This is a genomic window from Oceanobacillus alkalisoli (genome assembly GCF_021556485.1).
GTDB lineage: Bacteria > Bacillota > Bacilli > Bacillales > Amphibacillaceae > Oceanobacillus > Oceanobacillus alkalisoli.
Window position 1 is genome coordinate 179,137 of sequence record NZ_JAKGBW010000001.1, and the last position, 26,287, is coordinate 205,423.

Genomic DNA, 26,287 nt, shown 5'->3' on the forward strand with positions numbered 1-26,287 from the left:
GAAATCACACCTTTTATAGAAAGTTGTCGTTCTATTCCTCTACAATCGGGTTCTCTTCTAAAAAGTTCGTATTGAAATCCCCGCGCTGGAACACATCATGATCCATTATTTGCCGGTGGAAAGGAATTGTCGTGTAAATTCCTTCAATCACGAATTCATCAAGTGCCCGTTTCATTTTCTTTATTGCTTCTTCTCTTGTTGACCCGTAGGATATTAGTTTAGCAATCATGGAATCATAATACGGCGGGATAGTATAGCCGGTATATGCTTGAGAATCCACTCGAATTCCAAATCCTCCGGGCGCAAGATACATATCGATCTTACCTGCTGAAGGCATGAAGTTCTTATATGGATTTTCCGCATTTATCCGGCATTCAATCGCCCAACCGTCAAATGTGATATCCGCTTGTTTTAGACTGAGCTTTTCATTGTCCGCCACTTTAATTTGTTCTTTAATCAAGTCTACTCCAGTCACCATTTCTGTGACTGGATGTTCTACTTGAATTCTTGTATTCATTTCCATAAAGTAAAATTCCTTAGTCTGACGGTCGAATATGAATTCTATCGTACCAGCACCGACATAGTCCACTGCTGCAGCTGCATTAACTGCCGCTTGTCCCATCTTCTCTCTAATCTCCGGCGTAACCGCTGGGGAAGGGGTTTCTTCGATTAGTTTTTGCAGGCGTCTTTGAACCGTACAATCCCGTTCTCCTAAGTGGATAATATTTCCATGTTTATCTGCAAGAACTTGAATTTCCACGTGGCGGAAGTCTTCAATAAATTTCTCGAGATAAACTCCAGGATTCCCGAATGCTGTCTCTGCTTCTTTTTGTGTTACACGAATCCCCTTAACAAGTTCCTCTTCATTTCTTGCGACACGGATACCTTTACCGCCACCACCTGCTGTAGCTTTGATAATGACCGGATAGCCGATTTTTTCCGCGATTTCAATACCCTCTTCTTCACTTTCGATAATCCCATCAGAGCCAGGAACAATCGGAACATTAGCCTGTTTCATCGTTTCCCGGGCAACGTCTTTAATTCCCATTTTTTGAATCGCTTCTGCTGTCGGACCGATAAAGCTTATATTACATGCTTCACACAACTCAGCAAAATCAGCATTCTCAGCGAGGAATCCATAACCTGGGTGAATCGCATCCACATCTGTTGACGTTGCTACACTTAATATATTCGTAAAGTTGAGATAGCTGTCTTTACTTAATTTCGGGCCGATACAATATGCTTCATCTGCAAGTTGCACGTGTAAAGATTCTTTATCTGCTTCTGAATAGACTGCGACGGTTTCAATCCCCATTTCATGGCAGGCTCTAATAATTCGAACAGCAATCTCTCCTCTGTTCGCAATTAACACTTTATTAATCAATTACTCCATCCCCTTACTTTTTCTTTACCCGGAATAGTGGTTGACCATACTCTACAAGCTCGCCATTTTCCACAAGTATTTCAACGATTTCTCCACTTACTTCCGCTTCAATTTCATTAAATAATTTCATTGCTTCGACAATACAAACAATGGAATTTGATTGGACGATGCTGCCGACTGCAACATATGCATCGTCTTCCGGAGATGGTGCCCCGTAAAATGTTCCGACCATTGGAGATACAATTTCAAAGTCATATTCATTGTTTTCTACTTTTACTTCCTGTTGCTCCTCTATCACTTCTGCTTGTTTCTCAACTACTTGTTCTTGAACCGGTTCACTTTGGCGCTGTATTTGTACAGCTGCAGTTTCTGTTACTTGTGGTGTTTCGCTTCCTACAGCCGCCCCATTACTTCCTTTTTTTAGTGAAACAGAAGTTCCGTTAGATTCATAATTAAATTCTGTAATAGATGATTGATCAATTAATTTAATAATTTCACGTATTTCTTGTACTTTAAGCATCTAAAAACGCACCCCTTATTTATTTTGTATACGATACTATACATTTTACTTAAATTTCGCTACCATGTCCAAGTTGTAAATATGTAGTATGCTTCTTTTATTTTATCATTATATCAGTAGTGCATAATGATAGCTATCAAAAATGTAACGAACCCCCAACCATATGAATGAACGATCACTTTCATACAGCGTGAGTGATTTGCACGTTCGCTCTCTAATCGCCGTTCAGTTGCCCTGTGGACGGATGCGCATCCTTAGGCACTGCTAGAGCTCCTCGGGCTACCGCCCTGCGGGGTCTCCAGACTCGTGCTATTCCCGCAGGAGTCACTGTCCACCGGGCAACTGAACTGGTTAGATGATTCTCTGAATAGAAATTGTTCCGTCACGATAGGAATTATATCTTTGGAACATTAAACAGTGATCCATATTTGGCCTTTCCTGGTAGTAGTCCAGACACCTCGAGACTCCTGCGGGAGGCCGGCTAAGAACGGTCACGTCCTGTGACCAACGCCAACGCCGGCATTAGAACTTCCTGTTCGGAGGTAGGTCTGGCGAGATCCCGCAGCGCGTTAGCGCAAGGAGGCTTGCCGGCCGCTCAGCAGGTGCGAGAGGTGTCTGGACTGCGGACCTCCAGAAGGAAATTTCGGGGTTAGGCACACACTCACGCTGTATGAAGGCGATAGTAGTTTCTTTCGGTTGCCGGGGATAGTTTTGACACTCAGGATAAATCACAAGACAACAAGAAATCCAGACGTTGGAGCGTCTGGATCGGGTGGGTCATTTATAACTTTTGGGAATGATTAGTAATTGACTTCAACAGGGATGTCGCGGTCGAATTCATCTCTTACCATTTGCATAATGCGCAATGCTTCTTCATCGGATAATTCCTCCGCTCGGACATGGACGTGCACCTTTTCACCACCAGAATTCCTTACTAACACATCTTCATACCCTGCTTCATCAAGAATGGATTCCTCCAGAATCTCTTCTTTCGTCCCAATTGAGTCAATCTCATCAATTTCTTCCAGTGCACTATTTTTTTCTTCAATACTTGCTGACCCGGAAGCTACAATCGCCTCAAGCCGAGATTTTTCCCTGCTTCTGTCATCTTCTACCTTCATGCGGATGGTTGTAAATAATTCATCACCTGCCACATTGGTTATATCGGTAACTTCTGCATCCGTCGTTTCTTCGGTAACAGAGTCTGTCTCTGTCGCCCCTTCACTTAATTCATCATCTTGATTAATAAAAGCTAAGTCACCGTCATTTGGCGACATGATGTAATACACACTCAGCACAATTAATAAACTCAACATTGTCAGCAACCAAACCGTTTGTTTTTTTAACATCATTCTCCTCCTTAATCTTTAGGCATAACAGAAATTCGGTGGGAAGGAACATCCAGGACACTGGAGATTGCTTCAATGATCCAGCTTTTTACACTTGGCTGTTCGGCACCCTTTGCTACAACAAATACACCTCTTACTTCCGGTCGTTTCGTTTGAACAAGGAGCGGTTTTTCCGTATCTCCTTGGCGGACTAAAACGACTTGCGTATCTTCTGTTCGGTCCTCAACTTGTCTTGTGCCCCCGCTTTGGTCTTCCTCGCTAGTCGTTTGAGTTCCTGATATCAGATTACGCTCGTACACTTTTACATCAGACGAATCAAGATTAACCATCACTTCCGCTTCTCGGACTCCTTGGATTTTATTTAACATCGCTACTAAATCTTGTTGATAGCCATTTGCAAGTTGCTCCATATCTGCTACTGGCTCAGATGTTGTATCTCCTGTCTCTACCTGCTGTTCGGTCATATTAGGTTCATAATGAATTTCTGTTTCCTCTGGTTCCTCTTTTTGAAATAAATTGCTGAAGAGCAGCAGCAACACGCCGACTAAGCCAAGAATAATAAAGTATTTCGGCCGCAACGGCTTTTTCTCCTGTCCTGGTTCTGTGGAAAATAACTTATCAATAAATCGTTTCAAGATGCCCCCCCTTCCCAATAAACAGTAATTTTTTTATCTTGCAGCTCCCAGCGATCCCTCAGTAAATCGATAATAGGTTCATCTGCTTCTTCCAGCTCTTGTTCTTCTTTTCCAGTAATTACAATATCCTCGACTGGTTTGATTTCTCCCTCCCTAGTCGTCGATTTCTCCAAAAAGACAATTACTTCATCCAGCCCTTCATATGTTTTCTCTGCTTCATCAGTAAAAATAAAATCGATGTCTGTGATTATCGCATCATATTCTGTCTGTAATGCTTCATCTGTGAGGGATATGAGTTGGACAGCCATTTCTTCTAAAATATATGCATCATGAGTCGATTCTATTTCACTTTTTTGCAATTCGATGGAATCTTGTACTTGCTCCATTTCACCCCCTGTTTCAAAAAGGCTTTGATACGTATTACCAACAGCTTGCTCGAAGTCCAAATTGAATAAAGAAAAAATTGGTGACAATAAAATGAGAATTAAGATAAGCCCTAAAACAAGCTTGATGTATTTCCCCATTGATAAATTAGGTATAAGTAAATCAATAATTGTCGCGACTAATATAAAAATGATAATTTGTGTAATCCAATTCGTTAACATTTCCATTACAATCACGCTACCTTAGCAGAAGGGTCAGATTACTCGCTGCAACAATCAACACAATGGCTAAAAGAAACATAAACGATACAGCTAACAAACAGGCCAAAACATACAGGATATACGTACTTAGCGCCTGCAAGGTCGTAATGATTGGTCCTTTTCCAAGCGGCTCGAGAACTGCTGCTGCTATCCGATAAATAAATGCAATAACTAATATTTTTATAGCAGGAAACAGACATATTATTAAAATAATCAGTAACCCTACAATTCCTAGAGAATTTTTAAGTAGTAATGTAGCGGATAAAATTGTATCTGCTGCATCTGTGAATGTTCTTCCAATTACCGGGATAAAATTACCCGTAATAAATTTTGCTGTCCGCATGGCGACCCCGTCTTGAACAGCACTTGCCGCTCCTTGCACAGACATAACTCCCAGAAAAATCGTCAGTAACACTCCAAGGCTACTCACTGTAACGGACCGTAGTAAATTAGCTAGATTCGTCACTTTATAATTCTCTGAAATGCTGCTGATAATGACTAACAGCGCTGCAAAGGATAATAACGGTAGAGCGAAAAACGAGATGAATACGCCAGTAAAATGAATGAGAAATATAATAATCGGATGAAAGAAAGATACAGCAAATACGTTTCCAAAAGTCGCCATTAGTCCAAGTATGAGTGGCAATAAACCAATCATAAACCCGCTCATTGTATCAATTGCTTCTTTCGCATAGGTGATCACGGTATAAAAGCTGGATAAAGCAATGAAAATAAGTACGAGAAAGACAACGAAGTAAGCTATTTTGCTAACTGCGCTTTTTTCAAATGCAGCATGCACCGTCTGCAGAATAATCGAGAAGATCGTTAGTAACAACAAGCTGCCTAATAATTTTCCATTATGGATTAATTCATGAAATAAAAAATCAAGGAGCCCTAGTGCAATTTCCTTAAATGAGAGATTGTCCAAATTTTTTACAAAATCGCTGAACGATGTCCGCTCTATATTCGGAATATAGCCGCCATATTCTTTCGCAAGCGTTTCCCAGTAATCCTCGACCGCATCTAATGAAATTTCCTCTAGGAGTCGATCATTCATGTCATATTCTTCCTCTTCTGCTTGTACCGGGATCCCTGTCCATAAGCCAGATAATAAAATGATGAAGATGAAACCCGTTCTCCTAATCATATAAACTGCTCCTTAAACTGTCGGCAGGAAACTGACGATTGCTTCAATAACGGATGTAATTATTGGTATAGCAAGCAATAATATAAAAATTTTCCCGGCAAGTTCGATGTTTCTCGCAACTGATTGCAAGCCAGCATCTTGTGTCATACTCGCCCCTAATTCAGCAATATAGGCAATCCCGATAATTTTCAAGATCGTTTCCAAATATAGCCCCGGGACATTTGCTTGATCACCCAATGATTGGATAACTTGAAAAATTAAGCGAATCTGCCCAATGACACTTGCAAATATCATAATGCCGACAACAATAATAATGAAAAAAGCAAAGGTTGGATTTACATCTTTCAATATAATGAAAAGTATACTTGCAACAATGGAAACCATAACAATTTGTAATATATCCATATTTTATCTCCCAAGGATTTATTACTTGTCCTTTTCTAAAACAGGAATACCGATTTAATCTGATTAAATAAATCACGCAGTCCGTTGATGACGATATAAAGAACGATAATAAATCCGATTAACGTAGCGAATTGGGCAATTTCTTCCTTTCCCATCTGCTTTAATATCGTATGGATAAGCGCTACAATAATGCCTATGCCTGCGATTTGAAAGAGAACAGATATATCGGTGAGCATGGTCATACCCCTTTCTCGCTAGAAGAGCAACAACGCGATAAATATTCCTGCTAAAACACCTAAACTTCTTGCTAAATTACTATATTTATAAGATTCATCCCGCGCTTCTTCCAGTTCTCGATCCAAATGGGTTAAAGCAAGTCGGATCTGTTTTTGCTGCTGAATGAAATCATGCTGGCCCAATGAATTGCCAAATTGCTTTAAAACTTCAATTTCATTTTTCTTTAAACTTGTCATCTTTTTTAATTCATCCGTTTTTTCATCCCAAACCGTATTAAAATCAACTTCCTGTTGCAACATTGCTTCGCTGAGTGATTGAAAAAAACGGCTGATCGGATGTGGCAGTTGACGAGCAATTGTTTGAAATGCAAGCTGTAAAGGAGTCTGGCTATACGTAATTTCTGCTTCCAGTAGTTGCAGCGCACTTTCCAATTGCCGAATATGTTTCGGTCTTTTCTCATAACGAACGCTGAAATATAAACCAATACAAGTAGTTGCGGCAACGAGTAATATAGCGCCTAACCATTTCATTTCCAACCAACTCCGCGTGATTGAATTTGCTTTCCTTCTTCGTTAAAGATTTGAATTTTTTGCCTTCCAGCCGTACGTTTGCCTAAAATAATAAAACGTTTAAACGTGCGTGCCTGCATGAGTTCGCGGAGAGCCGTGCGTTTTTTTAAATCTTCCAGCGATTGTCCATGAATAGAGCAAACAACCGTCACGCCAGAATGAACGGCTTCATGTATGGCATGGATATCTTTGTTCCCACCTACCTCATCAACGACTAGCACTTCTGGTGACATTGAACGAATCATCATCATCATACCCTCTGCTTTTGGGCAACCATCCATCACATCTGTTCTTCTCCCTAAATCATGCTGAGGAATTCCTTGAATTGCTGCTCCAATTTCAGAACGTTCATCAATAACGGCAACTTTCCTGCCAGGTTTATCTTTCCACCCAGTGGAAACTAATCGAGTAATATCACGGATTAAAGTTGTTTTTCCAGATTGAGGTGGTCCGATGATTAGTGTGTTTTCATATGCTTGCGTGTATAGATTCTGTATAAGAGCTTCGGCCACCCCTAATTTCTGCCGGGCGATACGAATATTAAAAAAAGATATATTTTGTACTGCTTTCACTGATCCATCCAGCGTATTCACCTTGCCTGCGATTCCGACACGATGGCCGCCTTCGATTGTAATAAAGCCTTCGCGCAATTCATTTTCCATGCGATACAACGAAAATTCACTTAATTGGTTTAATAAAAATACACCTGTTTTTTTATCTGGGATAAGCGTTGTTATCCATTCCACTTGATCTTCAAAAATCAACTCCACCGGTTGATGGAGACGACAACGAATTTCTTCTAGCTTGTCCCAGCGCTTGCCGATTTTTAAAGCGATATAGCCTTTCATTTCAGGTGGGAATATACGTAAAATCTCTTCCATCATCTCCTACTCCTCTTCTGGTCTGTTCCCGAGACTATATAGAAAATGTATGAAATTTAATTCAAAATATGATTACAGACAAAAAAACAGGATGGCATCCTAAGGACTACCACCCTGTTTTCGTTAATTTTTTTAATTTTAGTTAGCGCGTGATACATATTTTCCTTCATCTGTGCTGATGACTAATTTATCACCTTGGTTTACAAACAATGGAACTTGCACTGTTATTCCTGTTTCTAATGTAGCTGATTTTGAACCACCACTTTGCGTATCACCTTTAATTCCCGGCTCGGTTTCCGTCACTTCGAGCTCTACGTTTTTAGGTAGGTCAATACCAAGGATTTCTCCTTCATAGGAAACAACTGTCACTTCCATATTTTCTACGATGAATTTCAACTCATGCTCAAGACTGTTTCCAGGGATTTCAATCTGCTCATACGTATTCGTATCCATGAATGCATGAGCATCACCTGAAGCATATAAGTATTGCATTTTATTCGTTTCAATGTGGGCACGCTCTACTTTTTCGCCGCCGCGGAATGTTTTTTCCTGAATGTTGCCGTTTCTTAAGTTACGTAATTTCGAACGAACAAATGCAGCTCCTTTTCCTGGCTTAACATGCTGGAATTCGATTACTTGCAAAATATCTCCGTCTACTTTAATTGTTAGACCTGTTTTAAATTCGTTTACTGAAATCATTGTTTAGCCTCCTAATGTTGTGTCATCCTAATTGAATGAATTCTTTCGACGATGTAGTTAATCGTTCATTGCCTTCTTTTGTAATTACAATATCATCTTCAATCCGACAGCCGCCAAGTCCTGCTACGTATATTCCCGGCTCTACCGTTACGACCATCCCTGGCTCTAATTTTTGTTCAGAACGCGCAGAAAGTCCCGGTGCTTCGTGAACTTCCATACCAAGACCATGTCCTGTCGAATGCCCAAAGTTTTCACCGTAACCCATTTCTGTAATATAGTCTCTTGTGATGGCGTCCGCTTCAATACCAGTCATGCCTGGCTTAATTTCCTTTACCCCGCGCATATTGGCTTCTAACACAATATCATAAATCTTCCGAAGTTCATCACTTACTTCACCGACTGCGACAGTTCTCGTAATATCTGAACAATATCCATTGTACAAAGCACCATAATCTAATGTGACAAGTTCTCCTGCCTGAATTACCTTATCAGATGCTACACCATGCGGCATGGCAGAGCGGTGGCCAGAAGCAACAATTGTATCAAAGCTTGATGAGGTTGCCCCTTTACCACGCATGTAAAATTCCAGTTCATTCGCAACTTCAATTTCTTTTACCCCTGGTTTAATGTAAGATTGGATATGTACAAACGCATCATCTGCAATTTTCGCAGCCTGTTTCATTATTTCAAGTTCTTCCGGTGACTTAATCATCCGTAAAGCTTCGACGAGCCCGCTTACTGGAATCAATTCCACGTCAAATGTCTTTTTATAGGTTTCGAATTGTCCATATGTAGTGTAATTTTTCTCAAAACCTACTCGACTTACATTCATTTCATTTAGTTGTTTTTTCACTTCGGCTTCAAGTCCTTGTTTATGTTCAATCACTTGAAAGCCTTCAGTTTGTGCTTCTGCTTGCTCTGTATAACGGAAGTCTGTGATAAACTGGGCATCTTTATCCGATATTACAGCAACACCCGCTGTACCGGTAAAACCACTAATATATCGCCTGTTGATTCCACTAGCAATAATAATTGCATCTAATTTGTTTTCTTGCAGTTTTTCCCGCAGTTTTTGTAATTTAACCATCGTTCATCCCTTCCCTCATCAAATTTCTCACTATCGATCATCGTTTTTTTAGTGTATCATAATGTTACCGTGATTGGTAATTTTTATATACTAACTTTCTGGCTCTTGTCTGATTTTCCGTATCTTCATTTCATGATCGTCATAGGAAATGGAATAACCTGTGAAAAGACCATATAATATAAATGTACACACGGTTGTGACCCATGTTTCCGCGGGAAGGTCAATCATTGGTCTCGTACCGGGCAATAACGGCTGTAAGAGGAAGAAAATAATTCCCCATAGTAAAACACCATATCCGACTCCCATCCAGACTGAATTTATTTTACGGAATAAGCTATAGTAAATAACGGTAGGGAGAAGGGAAACAATACTTGCCATCACAATTGCAACGATGTGACCTGTCAAACGATCGGTCCATCCATCTTGGATCCATGGCTTCAGTAAATATGTTTTCGGAGCAGTTTCTGTGAAATTAAAATAATAAGAAACTGCCAGAAATAAGCTCCATATAAGTCCACCCACCAATCCGATTACGAGCGCCCGGCCAAGTGAATTATCGGCAGGTGAATCTTGTTTATTCTCCTGATTATTCGTCATCATTGATCACCTCAATTGTAGTATGACCAATCATAAAGTTTTCTTTCATTTGGAGGAACAACATTTAATACTCTCAACTTCCCTACACTAAATTAACGAAGCTCCTGATCACTTTCATACAGCGTGAATGTGTCTAACCCCGAAACTATCTACTGGAGGTCCGCAGTCCAGACACCTCTCGCACCTGCTGAGCGGCCGGCAAGCCTCCTCGCGCTGAGCACTAAGGGGTCTCGCCAGGCTTACCTCCGAACAGGAAGTTCTAATGCCGGCGTTGGTCACAGGACGTGACCCTTCTTAGCCGGCCTCCCGCAGGAGTCTCGAGGTTTCTGGACTGCTACCAGGAAAAACTGAATATTAGATCACTGTTTTAATATTTCAGGAGTTTAATCTTTATCGTGATGGAATAATTTCTATTTAAAATAATCATCTCTACTCAGTTGCCCGGTGGACGGTGACTCCTGCGGGAACAGCACGAGCCTGGAAACCCCGCAGGGCGCGAGCCCGAGGAGCTCTAGCAGTACCTAAGGATGCGCATCCGTCCACCAGGCAACTGAACGGCGGTTAGAGAGCGAACCATGAGAACGTGCAAAACACTTACGCTGTATGAACGTGATGTTCGATTTTAGTTGTCAGGGATTGGTTGTTTTTTAATTTCAAGTAGATATATCTAGTTGTTATAGATTATAAACGTTGGATGAATCATTTTTAATAAAAATAAGGTTAACCAATAGTCTTATCTTATTATTTTTAGTACAATTAAAGTAGGGAAACTTGCACGAAGGCCACCTACAAAGGAACCTGATTTTCACGTATAGATTTTTGTTAATCGTCAAGACTGTTAATAGTTTAAAAGGTACAGTCCTTTCACTGATTTCCTAAGTTTCCCGATGCTGAATTGTGGTATATAGCTAGTAGAGTGTATTTTTATGAAGGAAAGGAGGACTTCTTCATGAAACGTAAAAAAATAGCTTATATTTTTTACATCATCATCGCCCTTGCTGTATTCGGAGTGATTACACAACTGTTTGGGAATACCCGTAACTTTTTAATGGGAATGTTTATGATGCTTGGGTTTGCCGTTGCTATTTTTGCGTTGCTCTATTTTGTAGTTAACCGTTCAAGAGGTTCGTCCGATGAAATGAAAAAATATAAACAAGCTGTCAAACAATCGAAATCAAAATACCAGCAAACTACACCAAAGAAACCAAAACAACCCGAGTCATTTAATCGAAAGTATCCACGAACGCGCAATGGAAAAAAACGCCCTACCCATTTACGAGTAATTGAAGGAAATAAATCGAAGGCAAAAGGAAAAGACCGAGCCACTTTTTAAGTAACTCGGTCCGGTCTCTTTTGTTCCCCTTTACCATCTAGCCGGACCAGCTTCTAAGAAAACGATCTGCTGCCTTTTTTCCAGCAGCAGCAAGTTCTAATTTCTTCTCTTCTGACAAATTAAAGTCAGTAGCCGCAAGATCCTGTACAGGAACAAACAATATCTTATTTTCCTCTGCTTTTGAAATATACCGCATATCATGAGCTTTCTTCATTGTAAGAAATAGAGCATGGAACATATTGAGTGCATTCGTAATTGTTTGTGGCTCGTTCAGCATTTCGCCTTCCTCTGTTAACTTTACACCTAGAACGGGCCGTAATTGTTGTTTGCGTCCGAAAATCCAGAGCGGAAAATTACTTAATAACCCTCCATCAACGATAATGCTTTTGTTTTTCGTTTTTCCAGGGAGTTTTTTAGGCATAAAAAAATAAGGAAATCCAGCACTCATCCTTACTGCTTTCGCTACTGGAAATAGGTTTGGATCAAGACCATAATGGGGCATCAGGTCATCTGGAAAAACAACAAGCCTGCCTAGTGATAAATCACTTGCAACAATCTTCAAATAACCCTCTTTCAAATCTTTAAATGTCCGAATGTTTTTTGCTGCTAATATTTCCGTTAACCATTCCTCTAATTTGTCGCCTTTATAAATACCCATCTGAAAATAAAGAAAGCCCCATTTCATAAAAGGAAAGTATCTTGTAAGAATGGGCGGATCCATAAATAATTTCACGTCAAGTTCACGGATGATTTGTTCAATTTCTGCGTTCGTGTAGCGGGCCGCTATTAAGGCTGAAATGATTGCTCCTGCCGATGTTCCTGCAACGCGTTCCAACTTGAGCTGGTGTTTCTCAATACTTTCCAGTACGCCTACATAAGCAAACGCTTTTACTCCACCACCCGAAAACACCGCATCAATTCGCATAATTTTCCCCCTGATTTATTTCGTAGTATTATACTTACGAAGATTGGGGATAAATTTAGAACTGATTATTTCAAATTGTTATCATCATACTGCAAGATTTATGGTCACAGTTGTATTAGTGATTAAAAAACACGCGCCATTGAATTAGAAAAAACGCGTGTTAGTTACTTTGATTCGATTGCTGAAGTGTTTTTAAATCTTTAATCCGCTGTTCATCTTCTTTAAAATATCTCACTAAATCATCGATTCGGTCGATGGAGTTCCAACTTAAGTGATGTTCAATACCTTCGACATCTTCGTAGATATTTTCCTCTTTTACCCCAATGATCTCAAGGAAATCTTCTAGGAGATCGTGGCGATATAGTAGTCGTTTTCCAACTTTTTTTCCCTTATCCGTCAACATAAAACCACGGTATCTCTCGTAATTAACGAATTCGCTCTTATCGAGCTTTTGAATCATTTTCGTTACAGATGACGGGTGAACTTCTAACTCTTCAGCTATGTCCGATACACGGGCATATCCTTTCGTTTCGATGAGAATATATATTTGCTCAATATAGTCTTCCATACTCGGTGTTGGCATATCGTCACCTCATTTCATCGTGCATCAAAGTTTATCTAACGCAAAATTTTTTCTTCCATTTTTAGAATACCTTATAAATACGAAGGAGACAAGTAATTATACTAAAAAGAAAAAAGATTAGTCAATAGGATACCCGTTACACGCTTACGATAAACGAGTGCGTGTAACATTTTTGCCTGCTGATTAATCTTTAATTTTAAAATTAAGCCTGATTATTATCTAGTTTAATGAATTTCATAATACGTATTTAATGTTTCATCATCACCATATGTAGTTGAGTTGGTTCGTTCCCAACTAAATATGGTGTTGATGAAGCCGACTTTGGTAATTATGAAATTCATTCAGTTGTAAACTTAAATTTTTGCACTCATTTCGATACCTTTATTAATCAATTTTATAATTGGATTTTCAATTTATCTCCAGGCGGTGGAGATGGGATACCTAAAAAACAGTGTTTTCATCAACCATAATTTGTTCTTCTATATTTGAATAGCCCTTCATTTTATGAATTATTTCATTTTGGTCTATCACAATCGTTGCTAATCCGGCAATATGATGCTCCTGTTCTTCTATATAAGCCTCTAAACTGTTTTCTAAATCTATATTTTCATTTTCGGAAAACGTTGATTGAGGGCTATATCCAATAAAGGTCCAGAAAAGCAAAAAACAAATAAAAAACTTAAAAGTAGCTATTTTGTGATTGCTCAATTTGTTTCAGACCTTTCAGACCCCTTTTCATCCATTTTACCCTAGCTTTCCATCGTTGCTGATAACAATCATCCCTCATCCTCTTTTTTTAGTTGGTTCTACATAATATACCACTGTTATTGTTTTTTGAAAATATCCACAATTAAACACAGGGGCGGAGATAATAGACGGTTACATCGGGATAAATCATTTTCATATGCAAAAAACAACCTCTTATGGTCATCATACCTAAGAGGTTGTTTAATCAAGTTTCGTATTAAGTTACTTAACTCTTATATTCCACATTTCAATTGGGCAGCACAGTTTGTACATGTGTTGCATCCACCAATGTCTTCAATGCTTCCTTGACGACATACCGGGCATGTATCCCCAATTTCAGAGCCGATGTTTACATTTGTTGAATCCAGTTGTTGAATCGTGTCCATTAAAACAACTTTTGGTTTGTCTGTTTCATCTTCGAACAGTTCTGTCTGCTCGCCAACTGTATTTTCTTCAGCTTTCAGTGTCAGTACTTGAGAGTCACGGCTTCCGTCAACATAAACGGTTCCACCTTTCGCTCCTCCTTTGTACAATCTCTGATAGACACTTTCTACTTGTTCAACCGTGTATCCTTTTGGTGCGTTAACTGTTTTCGAAATAGAGCTGTCTACCCAGCGCTGGATGACACATTGTGTGTCCGCATGTTCTTCAGCTGAGAGATCCATCGCGGATACGAACCACTCCGGTAGATTTTCTTTATCCGCATTTGGATTGTTCTCCAAATACTCCTCAACAATTGCTGCATTCACTTCAATAAATTTACCTAAGCGACCACTTCTGAAGTATGAGAAGGAGAAGTATGGCTCAAGTCCAGTAGATACTCCTACCATAGTTCCCGTACTGCCTGTCGGGGCAACGGTTAGCAAGTGAGAGTTACGGATACCGTGTTCCAATATGCCTTCACGAATATCTTCCGGCATTGTTTTCATATAACCGGTATTGATAAATGCTTGGCGCAGCTCTTTCGTTTCTTCATCCGTTTCACCAATCAGGAACGGGAAGCTGCCTTTTTCTTTTGCAAGTTCAATGGAAGCTCTGTAAGCGCTCGTTGCAATTGTTTCAAATACTTTATCAACGAGTGCGTTCCCTTCTTCTGAACCATATCTCGTTTCCGTGTAGATGAGCAGGTCATGCAGCCCCATTACGCCAAGACCTACCCGGCGCTCACCGAGAGCTTGCTTTCTGTTTTCTTCCAGGAAATATGGAGTTGCATCGATCACATTATCCTGCATTCTAACTCCGGTGCGGACTGTGTCTTGTAGTTTTTCAAAATCTACCGTCTTATTTATTTTATCCGTCATTTCCGCTAAGTTTACAGCTGCCAAGTTACATACACTGTATGGTGCGAGAGGCTGTTCTCCACATGGGTTCGTTGCGACAACTTGCTGTCCGTAGCTTGATGCGTTTGTCATATCATTCGCATTATCGATAAAGAAAATACCAGGTTCTGCAGAGTATGTCGCACAAACGTTGATTAAGTTCCATAGTTCTTTAGCACGAATACGGCGGTATACGCGGACACCGTAACCCATTTCTTCCCATTTACGAACGTCACCGACTTCATGCCACGTTTCGTTATAAGCTTTCATTTCTTCCGGTGTATAATTTTCCACATCCGGGAAGCGTAGTTCGTACATTTCGTCATTTTCCACAGCTTCCATGAACTCTTTTGTTATACATACGGAAATATTAGCTCCTGTTAAAAAATCTGGATTATGAACATTGTAAGAACCGCCATCCCTTAACTTCTGTCCAGCCTCATGCATCGAGGCTTCTGTGAATCCTCCTAGACCTGGGAAGCCTTTATAGTTTTGTACGCTCGTATATAAATCAATTTCCGTCTCCGTTAGTGGAGTGAAGTTCAGTTTTTCTCTTGCCAGAATTTTGATTTGTTCATCTTCTGTATTTTCAATTAAATACCTCAAAATACGCGGATTCTGCATTTTTGAGATAATGAACTCAATAATGTCCGGATGAGAATCCACCAGCATAATCATTTGTGCCAATTATGTTGCGTTGATTCGTTACATCAACTCTCCAGGTCGCCCTAGAGTTCAGACCATATCTTACATTCCTTTTCGAATGTCCTCGCACTTCGGAGTCACTTGACTCCTACTCTACTCGCTTCCACATTTCTGTGTGCTTTCGATGGTCGTTGAACCTTCACCATTTGACAGGTGCTTGGCTGCTGATTGTCTTTAACCACCTGCTGTTTTAAAGCATTCACGCTTACCGTTTCCAGTTACGTTGTAGCCAGCAAGTCATATATGATACGTTTTACATTATTGAAATTGTTTAAAATGTCATCTTCCCAGAATCGTATAAGAATATACCCATTTCTTTTTGCAAGTTCATTTTTTTGTTGGTCGATTTTTATCCGTTCAATTTGCCATTCTTCCGGAACCGGATAATATTTTGGGTTTGCATGCCAATAATCTCCGTCACACTCAATAATAATTCCATAATTTGTTAATAGAAAATCAAACTGTCTTTTTTCTAAGATAAAAGAATATTGGTAGTCAATTTCAAGTTCACTTAAAAATTTCTCCATTTTCCTCTCTATCCCAGTTTTTTTTAAAAACTTGATTTTCCATTTGCAGGAGTGTTGCTGCTCGAATTTTTTCGATTGTTTCCTGAGAATAAATACCTTTTTTACCACTATTCCAAGAAGGAGTACCATTCTTTCTTCTTGTTCTCGCTGTTTTAGTTATTATGTTTTTAAAGTGAGATATCTTTTCTTTTTCAGACATTAATTGATGCCAATTCATTGTCTTATTTGACCGAAGTACTTTTTCACAAGAATGACTGCATGTTTTAGTTTTTCTATGTGGACGGGTACTTGTGTCAAATTTTGAATTACATATTATACAAATCAGAGGCTTTCCTTTACTTCCGCATGATTTACTACAGTATCTATTAGGTATTCCTCTGTATAACTTAACTGTCTGATTGCAAAGTTCATATACACACTTTAAATCTTGTGGTTTATAATGGTAATTTATTAGGTATTCTTCAAGATTAAGATTATGATTTTTTTATTAAATGCGATGTAAATCGACCTTGCTTATTATGGTTAAATTCAAATCCACAAATCTTACATTTCTGAGTTAATTTCGCATCATATGGAATCATGATTTCCACCTCAATATAGTATTTTCAATGAAAAACATGATTAATAAAAAGAGTTTCCAGCAATTCACGAGGTTTATTTATAGACGAGGCACTTAAGCTGATTTACCACGTCTCGATCCGCCTTGTTCCACTAAATGAGTCAGTTTGGCGATATCGTCAAGCCAGGATACGGATCCGGATGACTTTCCGTTTACTCCGCGGGCCAATGTATTTCTTGGACGAAGTGTTGAACCGTTCGTTCCTACCCCTCCACCGCGGGACATGATTTCCATTACTTGTTTCCGGTGGTCAGAAATACCCTCCCGCGAATCTTTTACATATGGCATTACATAGCAATTAAAATAAGTTACATCTGTATTTGCTCCTGCACCATACAATACACGTCCTGCTGGTACAAAATTAAGATCGGATAGCTCCTTATAAAACATCTCAAAGGATTCTTTACGTTTTTCTTCCGTTTCCTCCACAACTGCTAAGCCGGTCGCATTTCGTTTAGCGATTTGTTCATAGAAGATTTCGAGCGGTTTATCAATCACATCAATGGAACGTGTGATAATGCCAGTTTCCATTTCTGCTTCGTTATCAAGTGCCGATACAAATTCATCCAGCACTTTAATGTCTGCTTCATTTTTTTCCCAATTGATTGCTTGGACAAATCCTAAGCCTCTTGCAGGGAATTTAGGATCAGATTTTACCGTTAACACAACAAAATCTCCAGTTTTTAATGTAGCTTTTCCAGTATCTTTAAAAGCGTATCTGTCGAGCATGACCAAGCGTGAAACTCCATGATGTGTGAGCTTCATATCACTTGTAATTGGATGTACCGCATCAAATAATTCAATATCCTTATTCAGGGCAGCCACATCAATTCCATTAACTTTTTCTAATAACATCGACACGAAACCACTCCTTTTTTCATCTTTTTTTGTGTAATGTGTTATAATATGTAGTACCACGTTTTATAAATTCTAAAACAATATATGGTATCGGATAACGAGTGAACACACTATATATTGTGTATTAAACATGATTAATGAGATTTTGTCAAGAGAATATATTTACATTTCCCTGCGAAAAAGTGCTGGTAAGCTTGCAGGAATCGACTTTTGCTTCAAATAATTTTTTGTAAAAAAGAATTGGATAAACGAAATACTTTTAAAGCAGAAAAAAGTATTTTATAATATGAAATGAGATATGAGAAAGACGGGGGAAAAAAAATGTCAGTATTAATAATTGTTTTAGTTGTATTGCTTGGTTATTCGATATTCCGTTATTACAGACAAAAAATGATTTTGAATGTACTAACTCAAGATCAATGGGTTGAGGGCTACCGAAAAGCCCAGTTAATTGATGTGCGTGAGCCGCAAGAATACGACGCCGGCCATATCCTCGGGGCGCGAAATATCCCAGTGACTCAACTGAAACAGCGTCTAGTGGAAATTAGAAAGGACAAGCCGGTTTACTTATATTGTCAAAAAAGCAGCCGTTCAGGTCGCGCTGCGCAAATTCTGAACAAAAAAGGCTATAAAGAACTCTACCAACTAAAGGGCGGTTTCAAAAACTGGACCGGAAAAATTAAAGCAAAAAAGTAGGAAAACAAATACCGACAGACACTTTATCCATGTCTGCCGGCATTTTATTTCATAAAGTGAAACTTCATTCAGCGGTGGTTCCTTTATCTCCCCCACTGCATATTAGTTGAACAGAATCGGGGACTGTTTATCCCCCACCTTCCCACGAAATGCTTCAAAAGTCTAGAGTCGGGAGGGTCACATACCGTTCGTGATCAACTATTATGCATGGTCTGTACGCGTGTACCGAAGAATTGGCTTCCTTGCCGCTGTCGTTTCGTCCATTCGTTTTACAATCGTATGATGTGGAGCTTCTTGGACGGTTTCAGGGTTGTCTTCTACCTCTTTTGCAATGTTCACCATAGCATCAATAAAACCATCGAGTGTCTCTTTTGACTCTGTTTCTGTCGGCTCAATCATCATTCCTTCTTCAACGATTAACGGGAAATAGACCGTCGGTGGATGATAACCGAAGTCGAGAAGACGTTTCGCCATGTCGAGGGTACGCACGCCGAGCTTTTTCTGTTTCTTGCCGGACAGGACGAACTCGTGCATACAATGTTGCTTGTATGGTAAATCATATACATTCTCCAACTTACGCATCATGTAGTTCGCATTTAATACTGCATATTCGCTTACCTTTTTCAGTCCCTCTGCACCCATCGTACGGATATACGTATAGGCACGCAGATTAATTCCAAAGTTTCCATAAAATGCTTTAATACGACCAATAGACTGTGGACGATCATGTTCTAATTTATATTCATCATTCTCTTTCACAATCAATGGTTTTGGTAAAAATGGTGCCAGTTCTTCTGTCACTCCAATAGGTCCTGAACCTGGACCACCGCCGCCATGCGGACCGGTGAATGTTTTATGAAGGTTTAAATGAACAGCATCAAAGCCCATATCGCCTGGTCTTGTGTAGCCCATAATTGCATTCAGGTTCGCTCCATCATAATAAAGTTTTCCTCCAACACCGTGGATAATCTCAGCCATTTCCATAATTTCTTTTTCAAAAAGGCCGAGTGTATTCGGATTTGTCAGCATTAGTGCAGCTGTATTTTCATCTGCAACGCGCTTTAGGTCTTCAATATCAACTAAGCCAGCCTCATTTGATTTCACTGTTACAGCGTCAAAACCTGCTACTGCAGCAGATGCCGGATTTGTCCCATGGGCAGAGTCGGGAACGATTACTTTTGTCCGGTGGTGATCCCCGTTTGCCTCATGGAAAGCACGGATCATCATTAATGCGGCCCATTCGCCTTGCGCTCCTGCTGCCGACTGTAAAGATACTTCATGCATACCAGTAATTTCCTTAAGTGAAGTTTGTAAATCATACATCATTTCCAGTGCACCTTGGACGGTTTTTGGATCTTGATATGGATGAATATGGGTAAATCCCGGAAGACGTGCTACATCTTCATTTATTTTTGGATTATATTTCATTGTACAAGAACCAAGCGGATAAAATCCGGAATCCACTCCATAATTCCTATTGGATAAACCTGTATAGTGCCGCATGATTTCTAGCTCGCTTACTTCAGGTAAATCTGGAGCGGACTTCCGAACGTACGAATCTTCAAAATCTGCATCAAGATCGATGTCCGGTACATCGAGATCTGGTAAGCTATAGCTTGTTCGCCCCTTTTTACTACGTTCAAAAATTAATGGAAATTCCTGTTTAGGCATTGATATCCCCCACTTCCTTAATAAATTGATCAATTTCATCCTTTAAACGGATTTCCGTTACAGCGACTAACATACAATTTGTTAATTCTGGATAATCACGACTTAAATCATAGCCACCGACAATTCCTTTGGAAAGAAGCGCTTCATTCACTTCACTCACCGGTTTATCCAGCTGTATGACAAATTCATTAAAGAATGGCTTGTCAAATAGGACAGGTATTTGAGCTTCCTCAAACTGCTTCTTGGCGTAGCGTGCTTTCTTCATATTTAATTGCGCCATTTTTCTTAAACCATGCTTTCCAATTGAACTCATCGCAACCGAACTGGCTAGTGCATTAAGCGCCTGATTGGAGCAAATATTCGATGTTGCTTTGTCCCTGCGGATATGCTGTTCTCTTGCCTGGAGCGTAAGCACAAATCCACGCACCCCATTTTCGTCTGTAGTCTGCCCGACAAGACGACCTGGAATTTTACGCATTAATTTTTGTGTTGTTGCGAAATAACCACAATGCGGACCACCGAACTGAGCTGGTATGCCAAACACTTGCGTATCTCCTACTACAATATCAGCTCCAAATTCACCAGGCGGTGTCAAATACCCAAGAGCCAGCGGATTACTTGAAACTACCATCATCGTTTTCTTTTGGGTGTTAATTAATTCACGTATCTTAGCCAGCGGTTCTATTTGACCAAAAAAGTTCGGATATTGAATGACTACACCAGCTACATCTTCATCGAGTTCTTTTTCAAGCGAGTTCAAATCTGTTACACCGTTTTTATGATCTATTTCAACGATTTCAACATGTTGGCCAGTAGCATACGTTTTTACTACTTCTAGTGATTCCGGATGAATTGCTTTTGAGACGAGTACTTTTTTTCGTTTTGTATGGGCGGCGCTTAAGTTCACCGCTTCACCAAGTGCTGTCGCCCCGTCATACATTGAGGAATTTGCGATTGGTTGGCCGGTTAGTTCAGCAATCATTGTCTGAAATTCAAAAATCGCTTGCAGCTCCCCTTGAGAAATCTCGGGCTGATACGGTGTATATGCAGTATAAAACTCAGAACGACTGATGACGTGATCGACAACGGAAGGAATGTAATGATCATACACACCCGCACCCAAGTATGAAGTGTACTCTTTTAAGTTCACGTTTTTATTGGACATTGCTGTTAGTTCTTTCATTAGCGCATATTCATTTTTACCAGGCTTTAAGTTCAGTTGCCCTTTGAATCGAATCGCTTCTGGAATATCTGAGAACAATTCATCTGTTGAATCGACTCCGATTGTACGAAGCATTTCGACCTTATCCGATTCCGTCATTGGTAAGTAACGAAATTCCATCTTCAACCCCTCCTAATTATCTTTTTTATAAAATGGTGTCGGTACTACTTTCGCTTTCAGTTTCCGTTTCCGTACTTGAATCAAGACTTCCGTTCCAAGTTCGGTATAATCCACCTCAAGCAGTGCGCGACCAATATTTTTCTTTAGTGTCGGCGATTGTGTACCTGTCGTGACATGACCAATAGTTTTATCCCCGGCTCCGGATAAAACTTCATAACCCGTCCTTGGAATCCCTTTATCAATCATCTCCAGACCGACAATTTTTCTTTTCGGTCCATTTTCAGCCTGTTTTTTCAGCGTTTTCTTTCCGATAAATTCAGCTTCTTTATCAACTTTCACGGCGAATTTCAAGCCTGCTTCAAGCGGTGTAATCGTTTCGGATAGTTCTTGACCATATAATGGCAAGTTAGCTTCAAAACGGAGTGTATCACGAGCCCCTAGTCCAGCTGGAACAATTCCAGCACCTTCTCCAGTTTCTAAGAGTTGATTCCAAAGCTTAGGTCCCTCTTCCGGCGCAACATATATTTCAAATCCATCTTCACCCGTATAACCGGACCGAGAAACAATTGCCTCCTGTCCGATACCACGCAAAACGACATCACTTTCAAAGCAAAACGGCTTAATAGCTGCTAGATTTGTATCGGTTAATTGTTGTAAAATAGCTTCTGCTTGAGGCCCCTGAATAGCTAGGAGACTATATTTATTCGATTCGTCAATAATAGCAACTGCTTCATCGGCGTAGGTATTATGTTTCTCTAACCAGGCTAGATCTTTTTCTGTATTTGCTGCATTGACAACAAGCATATAATGGTTTTCTCCGAGCATGTAGGTGAGTAAATCGTCTATTACACCTCCATCCTCGTTACAAAGAAAGGTGTATTGGGCTTTCTTCGGTTTCAGTTTACTCAAATCATTCGTTGTCATCTTTTGAAGGAATTCGAACGCCTTCCTTCCTACTACACTAATTTCTCCCATATGAGACACATCAAATAACCCTGCATTTGTTCTTGTTGCATGGTGCTCGTCCTTGATTCCAGAGAATTGAACAGGTAAATCCCAACCCCCAAAATCAATCGTCTTCGCCCCGTATTTTTCATATTCCGGAAAAATTGGTGTGCGCTTTAATGGTTTCAACTTTACCACTCCCTCAGAAAATAATAGATGTTTTTATATTCTGATTTCTTAAATATAAAAAAACAGAGATTTCCTAATAATTAAGAAATCTCTGTCCTTCTACCAGAAAGTTGCATGCGAACGTCCAGGAATTCCTAATTCCTTCCGTTCCCACTTGCTTCTTGGGTGGTTTACGAAAAAATGTAAACGCTCTCCAGAGTTGTGTCCGATAAAAGTCTTTTTGCCTGAGAGATTCGTCTTTTAGCTTGCTCCTTCGGCGTTACACCAAAATCGTGTAAGCTCTCCCCTTATCTTCATCCACAGCATATATTTTTTTATAATGGTAAAACTAAGTTTATCACGCATTAACAGCCTGTAGTACCCCCACCTCTACAGATGTGGGAAATCCGAAATGTGAAGGTGCGGGAAAAACAGTCCGTAAATCCCTGATTCTGTTCAACTAACTTTCAGCGGGAGTAGTAAGGAAGCCCCCACTGAATGAAGTTTCACTTTATTATAAGAAATACTCTGCCTTTGCATTGAATAATACCATACTATTTACAAAAGGTATAGTGGAATCCAAATTTTATCTAGATACTCGGGGTGTAACATATGGATTTGGTTCAATTGACAATTAATCAAACGTTTATAAAAGAATTAGAGGAACGACTTAACAATGACGGGCCATTTAGCTCCCATCAATTGTTTTCACTTGGCTTTCAAGCCGAACAAGCAAGAATTATCCCCTCTTTTTCAGGGTTGAGGAGTTTAGACTTTTTGCCGCATATGTCTTTCCTTGATCATCAAGTGGAAACAGCATTAGAAACGATAGAAAAAATGAATGGCAGGGCGATTCTTGCTGATGAAGTTGGTTTAGGAAAAACAATTGAAGCCGGATTGATTTTAAAGGAATACATGCTGCGTGGACTTGTTAAAAACGCGTTAATCCTTGTTCCAGCTTCTCTTGTGAACCAATGGGTGAATGAATTGAATACGAAATTCTATATTCCTGCTGTCCATCACCGGAAACATCATAACTGGGAAGGCAACACAATTCTAGTCTCATCCCTTGATACTGCAAAACGCACACCTCATCAGGAAGTGATTCTAGCAAATGAATATGACTTAGTTTTAATTGATGAGGCACATAAACTAAAAAACGACCAGACGAAAAATTATCAATTTGTGCGGCAGATTAAAAAGAAATACTGCTTATTATTAACCGCTACACCAATTCAAAATGATTTAATGGAAATATTTAATTTGATTTCCATTTTAAAACCGGGACATCTTGGAGATGTCACTTCCTTTAAAGAAAAATATTCCAGTAAAACCGAAAAGCAGGAAGCGGATGTTTATCTGAAACAACTGATTGAGCGAGTCATGATTCGGAATACAAGGGAAAATACAAATTTAAAACCTTCGAACCGAATTATCGAGACTGTTCTCGTTGATTTTTCAAATGAAGAATCAGAGGTTTATGAACAACTAAATAATATGCAGCGGGGACAAGATATATTTACAAAGATTACCTTATTACGAGAGATTTGTTCTTCAAGGGAAGCTTGTTATCTTTCTCTTGCGAAATTACAAGAAACAAATCCGCAAGATGCGGAAATATATTCTATCATTCAAAAAATCAATGCATTACCTGCTCACTCCAAGGCAATGAAAGCAGTCGAATTAATTGAACAGATTGGAGATGAGAAGGTAATTATATTTACGGAATACCGGGCAACTCAATTGTATTTACAATGGATTTTACAACAGCACGGAATTAGCTCCGTACCATTTAGAGGTGGATTTAACCGCAGTAAGAAGGACTGGATGCTTCAATTGTTTAAAGTTCAAGCGCAAGTATTGATTGCAACAGAAGCTGGTGCTGAAGGAATCAACCTGCAGTTTTGTCATCACTTGATTAATTATGACTTACCGTGGAATCCGATGAAAATAGAACAACGAATTGGTAGAATCCATCGTTTTGGTCAGGATAATGATGTGAAAGTGTATAATCTTGCTGTTAAGCAGACTATTGAAGAACATATACTACATGTGCTTTACGAGAAGATCAAGTTATTTGAAAATGTTATTGGTGAACTTGATGCAATTCTTTCCAATTTAAATATCGCGGATGTCGAGGAAGAAATCGAAACTATATACAGGGAATCGGATTCCTTGGGAGAAGCGGAAATTAAACTTGAAAATTTAGCATCCATCGTCCAAAAGATAGCAGATGAAACAAGTGAAAAAAGTGTAGGTGAATAAGATGGCAATTGTTGATATCGAACAATTTATAATCGATTATTTCAGCGCGTATCAATGTAATCCTTTGAAGATGGAAGATGGCGTTATGCAAGTGGAGTTAACAGAGGAATTAGACAAGATATTAATGAATCGTCCCTTTTATTGGCATTATATTCAAAGTCTTGGCCAAGAAGGTGTACCAATGACATTGACACTCATAACAAACCCGGATAAAAGAGAGCAAGCAGGAGAATGGATCGATATCGGCAGTCCAAGACTGCAACAGATCTTCAATCATGTTACGCAGCATGAGAAATATACATTACTTTTCCAAGAAGTAAATACGGATAAAAACACCCCGCTTTACCCATGGTTGCTCGCGAATTTTAAAGTGAGTTATAGAGGGAGACAAAAGAAAGAAGAAATTATTTCCCTCGGTATCCAACTTGTTACTGGAAAAGTAATTGTGAATATGATGGATGAGTTGAATAAACTTGCTTTGAAACAACAAATATCCAATTTTTGCTATACAATCTCTCCAATTATTACATTGACAAGCGGATTTAAGCGCATTGAAAAAATCATCCAGCATTATGTTGAAAATCAACCGAAAGAATGGGCTAATGAAGCATTGGAAACACGAAATGAAGAAATCGCCCTCTTAAAGCAATTTTACAAGGACGATTTGGAGAATAATATCGTCAAGAAGGAAATGGAGGAAATTAACAATCGATATACACCAGAAATTACAATTGACGTAACAAGTGGAGGGTTGATTTACTTACTCCAAGACTTTCCTGATATTGAACGGTTTTCATAAAGAAGTCTACCATCCTCAAGGAATGTGAAAGTGCGAATAGCACCAATGAGTAGGCGGGAGATGAATTTCGGTTGGCTTTAGCCAAAATTCATTCCATACGGTATTGATGACTTGGACATGAAAGGAATCTCAAGAGCTCTTCACTTTGGAATAAGTGTTCACGACAACGGTTGGTGGATGTTCACGTTCTTTTTAGCGTATAACCTAAAAGAACAAGGGAAACAACTTGTGAAAGTTGGTAAATGGTTTCCTTCCACTAAGAAGTGTTCTTCCTGTGGTGCAGAAAAACCGATGAAATTATCTGAACGCACCTACCGTTGTTCCTACGGTTATGTGGGTTTACGCTCGTCTTCCTTTAAGAAACAATTTAAATGAGAATGGAAGGATTCCAAACCAGCGATTCAGCACAACAGATCCATCCTGCTTCTCCGCTTCCCTCCGCTCCTTCCGTTCCTCACGCGGGCTGTTCATGTATTTAACAATTTCTTCTGTAATAAATTTCAAATAATTATTCGTTGACATCCTGTTGCCTCCTCTTGTTTTTTAATAGCTTATACGACTTAAAAATATTTATACAAATTAATTAAAAATAAAGCAGGAATATCTCAATACATGTCGAATCATATAATTT

26 protein-coding genes, 3 pseudogenes and 1 riboswitch are annotated in these 26,287 nt (G+C 39.4%); of the genes and pseudogenes, 5 read left to right on the forward strand and 24 right to left on the reverse strand.

Going from position 1 to position 26,287, the window contains the following annotated elements:
- Positions 1-31: 31 nt before the first annotated feature.
- The 13 genes from accC to LZD48_RS01070 form a co-directional block, all read right to left on the reverse strand.
- Positions 32-1,384, reverse strand: coding sequence for an acetyl-CoA carboxylase biotin carboxylase subunit (accC, locus tag LZD48_RS01010; protein ID WP_235760871.1), 1,353 nt, complete (start codon positions 1,382-1,384; stop codon positions 32-34).
- Positions 1,385-1,397: 13 nt separating this feature from the next.
- Positions 1,398-1,904: an acetyl-CoA carboxylase biotin carboxyl carrier protein gene (gene accB / locus LZD48_RS01015; RefSeq protein WP_235760872.1), complete on the reverse strand. Its 507-nt coding sequence runs from the start codon at positions 1,902-1,904 to the stop codon at positions 1,398-1,400.
- An 800-nt stretch (positions 1,905-2,704) separates the two neighbouring features.
- Positions 2,705-3,253: a SpoIIIAH-like family protein gene (locus LZD48_RS01020; RefSeq protein WP_235760873.1), complete on the reverse strand. Its 549-nt coding sequence runs from the start codon at positions 3,251-3,253 to the stop codon at positions 2,705-2,707.
- Between the two features lie 11 nt (positions 3,254-3,264).
- The gene (gene spoIIIAG, locus LZD48_RS01025; protein ID WP_235760874.1) at positions 3,265-3,888 is read right to left on the reverse strand and encodes a stage III sporulation protein AG; all 624 of its coding nucleotides are present in this window, start codon (positions 3,886-3,888) and stop codon (positions 3,265-3,267) included.
- Positions 3,885-4,499, reverse strand: coding sequence for a stage III sporulation protein AF (gene spoIIIAF, locus LZD48_RS01030; RefSeq protein WP_235760875.1), 615 nt, complete (start codon positions 4,497-4,499; stop codon positions 3,885-3,887). Before spoIIIAF ends, spoIIIAG begins: the two co-directional genes overlap by 4 nt.
- 10 nt (positions 4,500-4,509) lie before the next feature.
- Entirely contained in the window at positions 4,510-5,679 is a 1,170-nt protein-coding gene (gene spoIIIAE, locus LZD48_RS01035; protein WP_235760876.1) for a stage III sporulation protein AE, read from the reverse strand.
- Between the two features lie 12 nt (positions 5,680-5,691).
- Positions 5,692-6,084: a stage III sporulation protein AD gene (gene spoIIIAD / locus LZD48_RS01040; protein WP_235760877.1), complete on the reverse strand. Its 393-nt coding sequence runs from the start codon at positions 6,082-6,084 to the stop codon at positions 5,692-5,694.
- A 35-nt stretch (positions 6,085-6,119) separates the two neighbouring features.
- Positions 6,120-6,320, reverse strand: coding sequence for a stage III sporulation protein AC (gene spoIIIAC / locus LZD48_RS01045; RefSeq protein ID WP_188858732.1), 201 nt, complete (start codon positions 6,318-6,320; stop codon positions 6,120-6,122).
- Positions 6,321-6,338: 18 nt separating this feature from the next.
- Positions 6,339-6,851 carry a stage III sporulation protein SpoIIIAB gene (spoIIIAB, locus tag LZD48_RS01050; RefSeq protein ID WP_235760878.1) on the reverse strand — a complete coding sequence of 171 codons (513 nt, stop codon included), beginning with the start codon at positions 6,849-6,851 and terminating at the stop codon, positions 6,339-6,341.
- Positions 6,848-7,771 (reverse strand): stage III sporulation protein AA, encoded by a 924-nt coding sequence (gene spoIIIAA / locus LZD48_RS01055; protein WP_235760879.1) that lies wholly within the window; start codon positions 7,769-7,771, stop codon positions 6,848-6,850. Before spoIIIAA ends, spoIIIAB begins: the two co-directional genes overlap by 4 nt.
- Before the next feature lie 138 nt (positions 7,772-7,909).
- A complete protein-coding gene (gene efp / locus LZD48_RS01060; protein ID WP_235760880.1) occupies positions 7,910-8,470 on the reverse strand; it encodes an elongation factor P in 561 nt (186 codons plus the stop codon).
- Between the two features lie 22 nt (positions 8,471-8,492).
- Complete coding sequence (locus LZD48_RS01065; protein WP_235760881.1) at positions 8,493-9,557, reverse strand: M24 family metallopeptidase; 1,065 nt, start codon at positions 9,555-9,557, stop codon at positions 8,493-8,495.
- Positions 9,558-9,647: 90 nt separating this feature from the next.
- Positions 9,648-10,154 carry a YqhR family membrane protein gene (locus LZD48_RS01070; RefSeq protein WP_235760882.1) on the reverse strand — a complete coding sequence of 169 codons (507 nt, stop codon included), beginning with the start codon at positions 10,152-10,154 and terminating at the stop codon, positions 9,648-9,650.
- A gap of 949 nt (positions 10,155-11,103) precedes the next feature.
- Here LZD48_RS01070 and LZD48_RS01075 point away from each other — a divergent pair.
- Positions 11,104-11,487 (forward strand): SA1362 family protein, encoded by a 384-nt coding sequence (locus tag LZD48_RS01075; protein WP_235760883.1) that lies wholly within the window; start codon positions 11,104-11,106, stop codon positions 11,485-11,487.
- A 37-nt stretch (positions 11,488-11,524) separates the two neighbouring features.
- On the opposite strand, the gene LZD48_RS01080 is transcribed toward LZD48_RS01075, so the two are convergent.
- From LZD48_RS01080 to LZD48_RS01110, 7 genes and pseudogenes are all read right to left on the reverse strand, one after another.
- A complete protein-coding gene (locus LZD48_RS01080) occupies positions 11,525-12,412 on the reverse strand; it encodes a patatin-like phospholipase family protein (RefSeq protein WP_235760884.1) in 888 nt (295 codons plus the stop codon).
- A gap of 160 nt (positions 12,413-12,572) precedes the next feature.
- Positions 12,573-12,995 (reverse strand): transcriptional regulator MntR, encoded by a 423-nt coding sequence (gene mntR / locus LZD48_RS01085; protein ID WP_235760885.1) that lies wholly within the window; start codon positions 12,993-12,995, stop codon positions 12,573-12,575.
- Positions 12,996-13,436: 441 nt separating this feature from the next.
- Entirely contained in the window at positions 13,437-13,703 is a 267-nt protein-coding gene (locus LZD48_RS01090) for a hypothetical protein (protein ID WP_235760886.1), read from the reverse strand.
- A gap of 272 nt (positions 13,704-13,975) precedes the next feature.
- Positions 13,976-15,745, reverse strand: a pseudogene (locus LZD48_RS01095) (vitamin B12-dependent ribonucleotide reductase); the annotation flags it as partial.
- 239 nt (positions 15,746-15,984) lie between these two features.
- Complete coding sequence (locus tag LZD48_RS01100) at positions 15,985-16,293, reverse strand: DUF559 domain-containing protein (protein WP_235760887.1); 309 nt, start codon at positions 16,291-16,293, stop codon at positions 15,985-15,987.
- Positions 16,274-16,492: a hypothetical protein gene (locus LZD48_RS01105; protein ID WP_235760888.1), complete on the reverse strand. Its 219-nt coding sequence runs from the start codon at positions 16,490-16,492 to the stop codon at positions 16,274-16,276. The genes LZD48_RS01100 and LZD48_RS01105 overlap by 20 nt, the downstream gene beginning before the upstream one ends.
- Before the next feature lie 486 nt (positions 16,493-16,978).
- Positions 16,979-17,773 (reverse strand): annotated as a pseudogene (locus LZD48_RS01110) (ribonucleotide reductase barrel domain-containing protein); the annotation flags it as partial.
- 318 nt (positions 17,774-18,091) lie between these two features.
- Here LZD48_RS01110 and LZD48_RS01115 point away from each other — a divergent pair.
- Positions 18,092-18,466, forward strand: coding sequence for a rhodanese-like domain-containing protein (locus tag LZD48_RS01115; protein ID WP_235760889.1), 375 nt, complete (start codon positions 18,092-18,094; stop codon positions 18,464-18,466).
- A 201-nt stretch (positions 18,467-18,667) separates the two neighbouring features.
- Here the strand turns inward: LZD48_RS01115 and gcvPB are convergent, their stop codons facing one another.
- Genes gcvPB through gcvT form a run of 3 tightly spaced genes read right to left on the reverse strand, consistent with a single transcriptional unit; the run spans position 18,668 to position 22,613 of the window.
- The gene (gcvPB, locus tag LZD48_RS01120; RefSeq protein ID WP_235760890.1) at positions 18,668-20,137 is read right to left on the reverse strand and encodes an aminomethyl-transferring glycine dehydrogenase subunit GcvPB; all 1,470 of its coding nucleotides are present in this window, start codon (positions 20,135-20,137) and stop codon (positions 18,668-18,670) included.
- Positions 20,130-21,479, reverse strand: coding sequence for an aminomethyl-transferring glycine dehydrogenase subunit GcvPA (gene gcvPA, locus LZD48_RS01125; RefSeq protein WP_235760891.1), 1,350 nt, complete (start codon positions 21,477-21,479; stop codon positions 20,130-20,132). Before gcvPA ends, gcvPB begins: the two co-directional genes overlap by 8 nt.
- Before the next feature lie 12 nt (positions 21,480-21,491).
- On the reverse strand, positions 21,492-22,613 hold the full coding sequence (gcvT, locus tag LZD48_RS01130; protein ID WP_235760892.1) for a glycine cleavage system aminomethyltransferase GcvT: 1,122 nt from the start codon (positions 22,611-22,613) through the stop codon (positions 21,492-21,494).
- 202 nt (positions 22,614-22,815) lie between these two features.
- Positions 22,816-22,910, reverse strand: a riboswitch (glycine riboswitch).
- Positions 22,911-23,204: 294 nt separating this feature from the next.
- Between gcvT and LZD48_RS01135 the strand changes: the two genes are divergently transcribed.
- The 3 genes and pseudogenes from LZD48_RS01135 to LZD48_RS01145 form a co-directional block, all read left to right on the forward strand.
- Positions 23,205-24,857 carry a DEAD/DEAH box helicase gene (locus tag LZD48_RS01135; protein ID WP_235760893.1) on the forward strand — a complete coding sequence of 551 codons (1,653 nt, stop codon included), beginning with the start codon at positions 23,205-23,207 and terminating at the stop codon, positions 24,855-24,857.
- 1 nt (position 24,858) lies between these two features.
- A complete protein-coding gene (locus tag LZD48_RS01140; RefSeq protein WP_235760894.1) occupies positions 24,859-25,656 on the forward strand; it encodes a YqhG family protein in 798 nt (265 codons plus the stop codon).
- A gap of 102 nt (positions 25,657-25,758) precedes the next feature.
- Positions 25,759-26,031 (forward strand): annotated as a pseudogene (locus LZD48_RS01145) (zinc ribbon domain-containing protein); the annotation flags it as partial.
- Here LZD48_RS01145 and LZD48_RS01150 read toward each other — a convergent pair.
- Positions 25,996-26,178, reverse strand: coding sequence for a YqzE family protein (locus tag LZD48_RS01150; RefSeq protein ID WP_235760895.1), 183 nt, complete (start codon positions 26,176-26,178; stop codon positions 25,996-25,998). The pseudogene LZD48_RS01145 and the gene LZD48_RS01150 overlap by 36 nt on opposite strands.
- Positions 26,179-26,287: the final 109 nt, after the last annotated feature.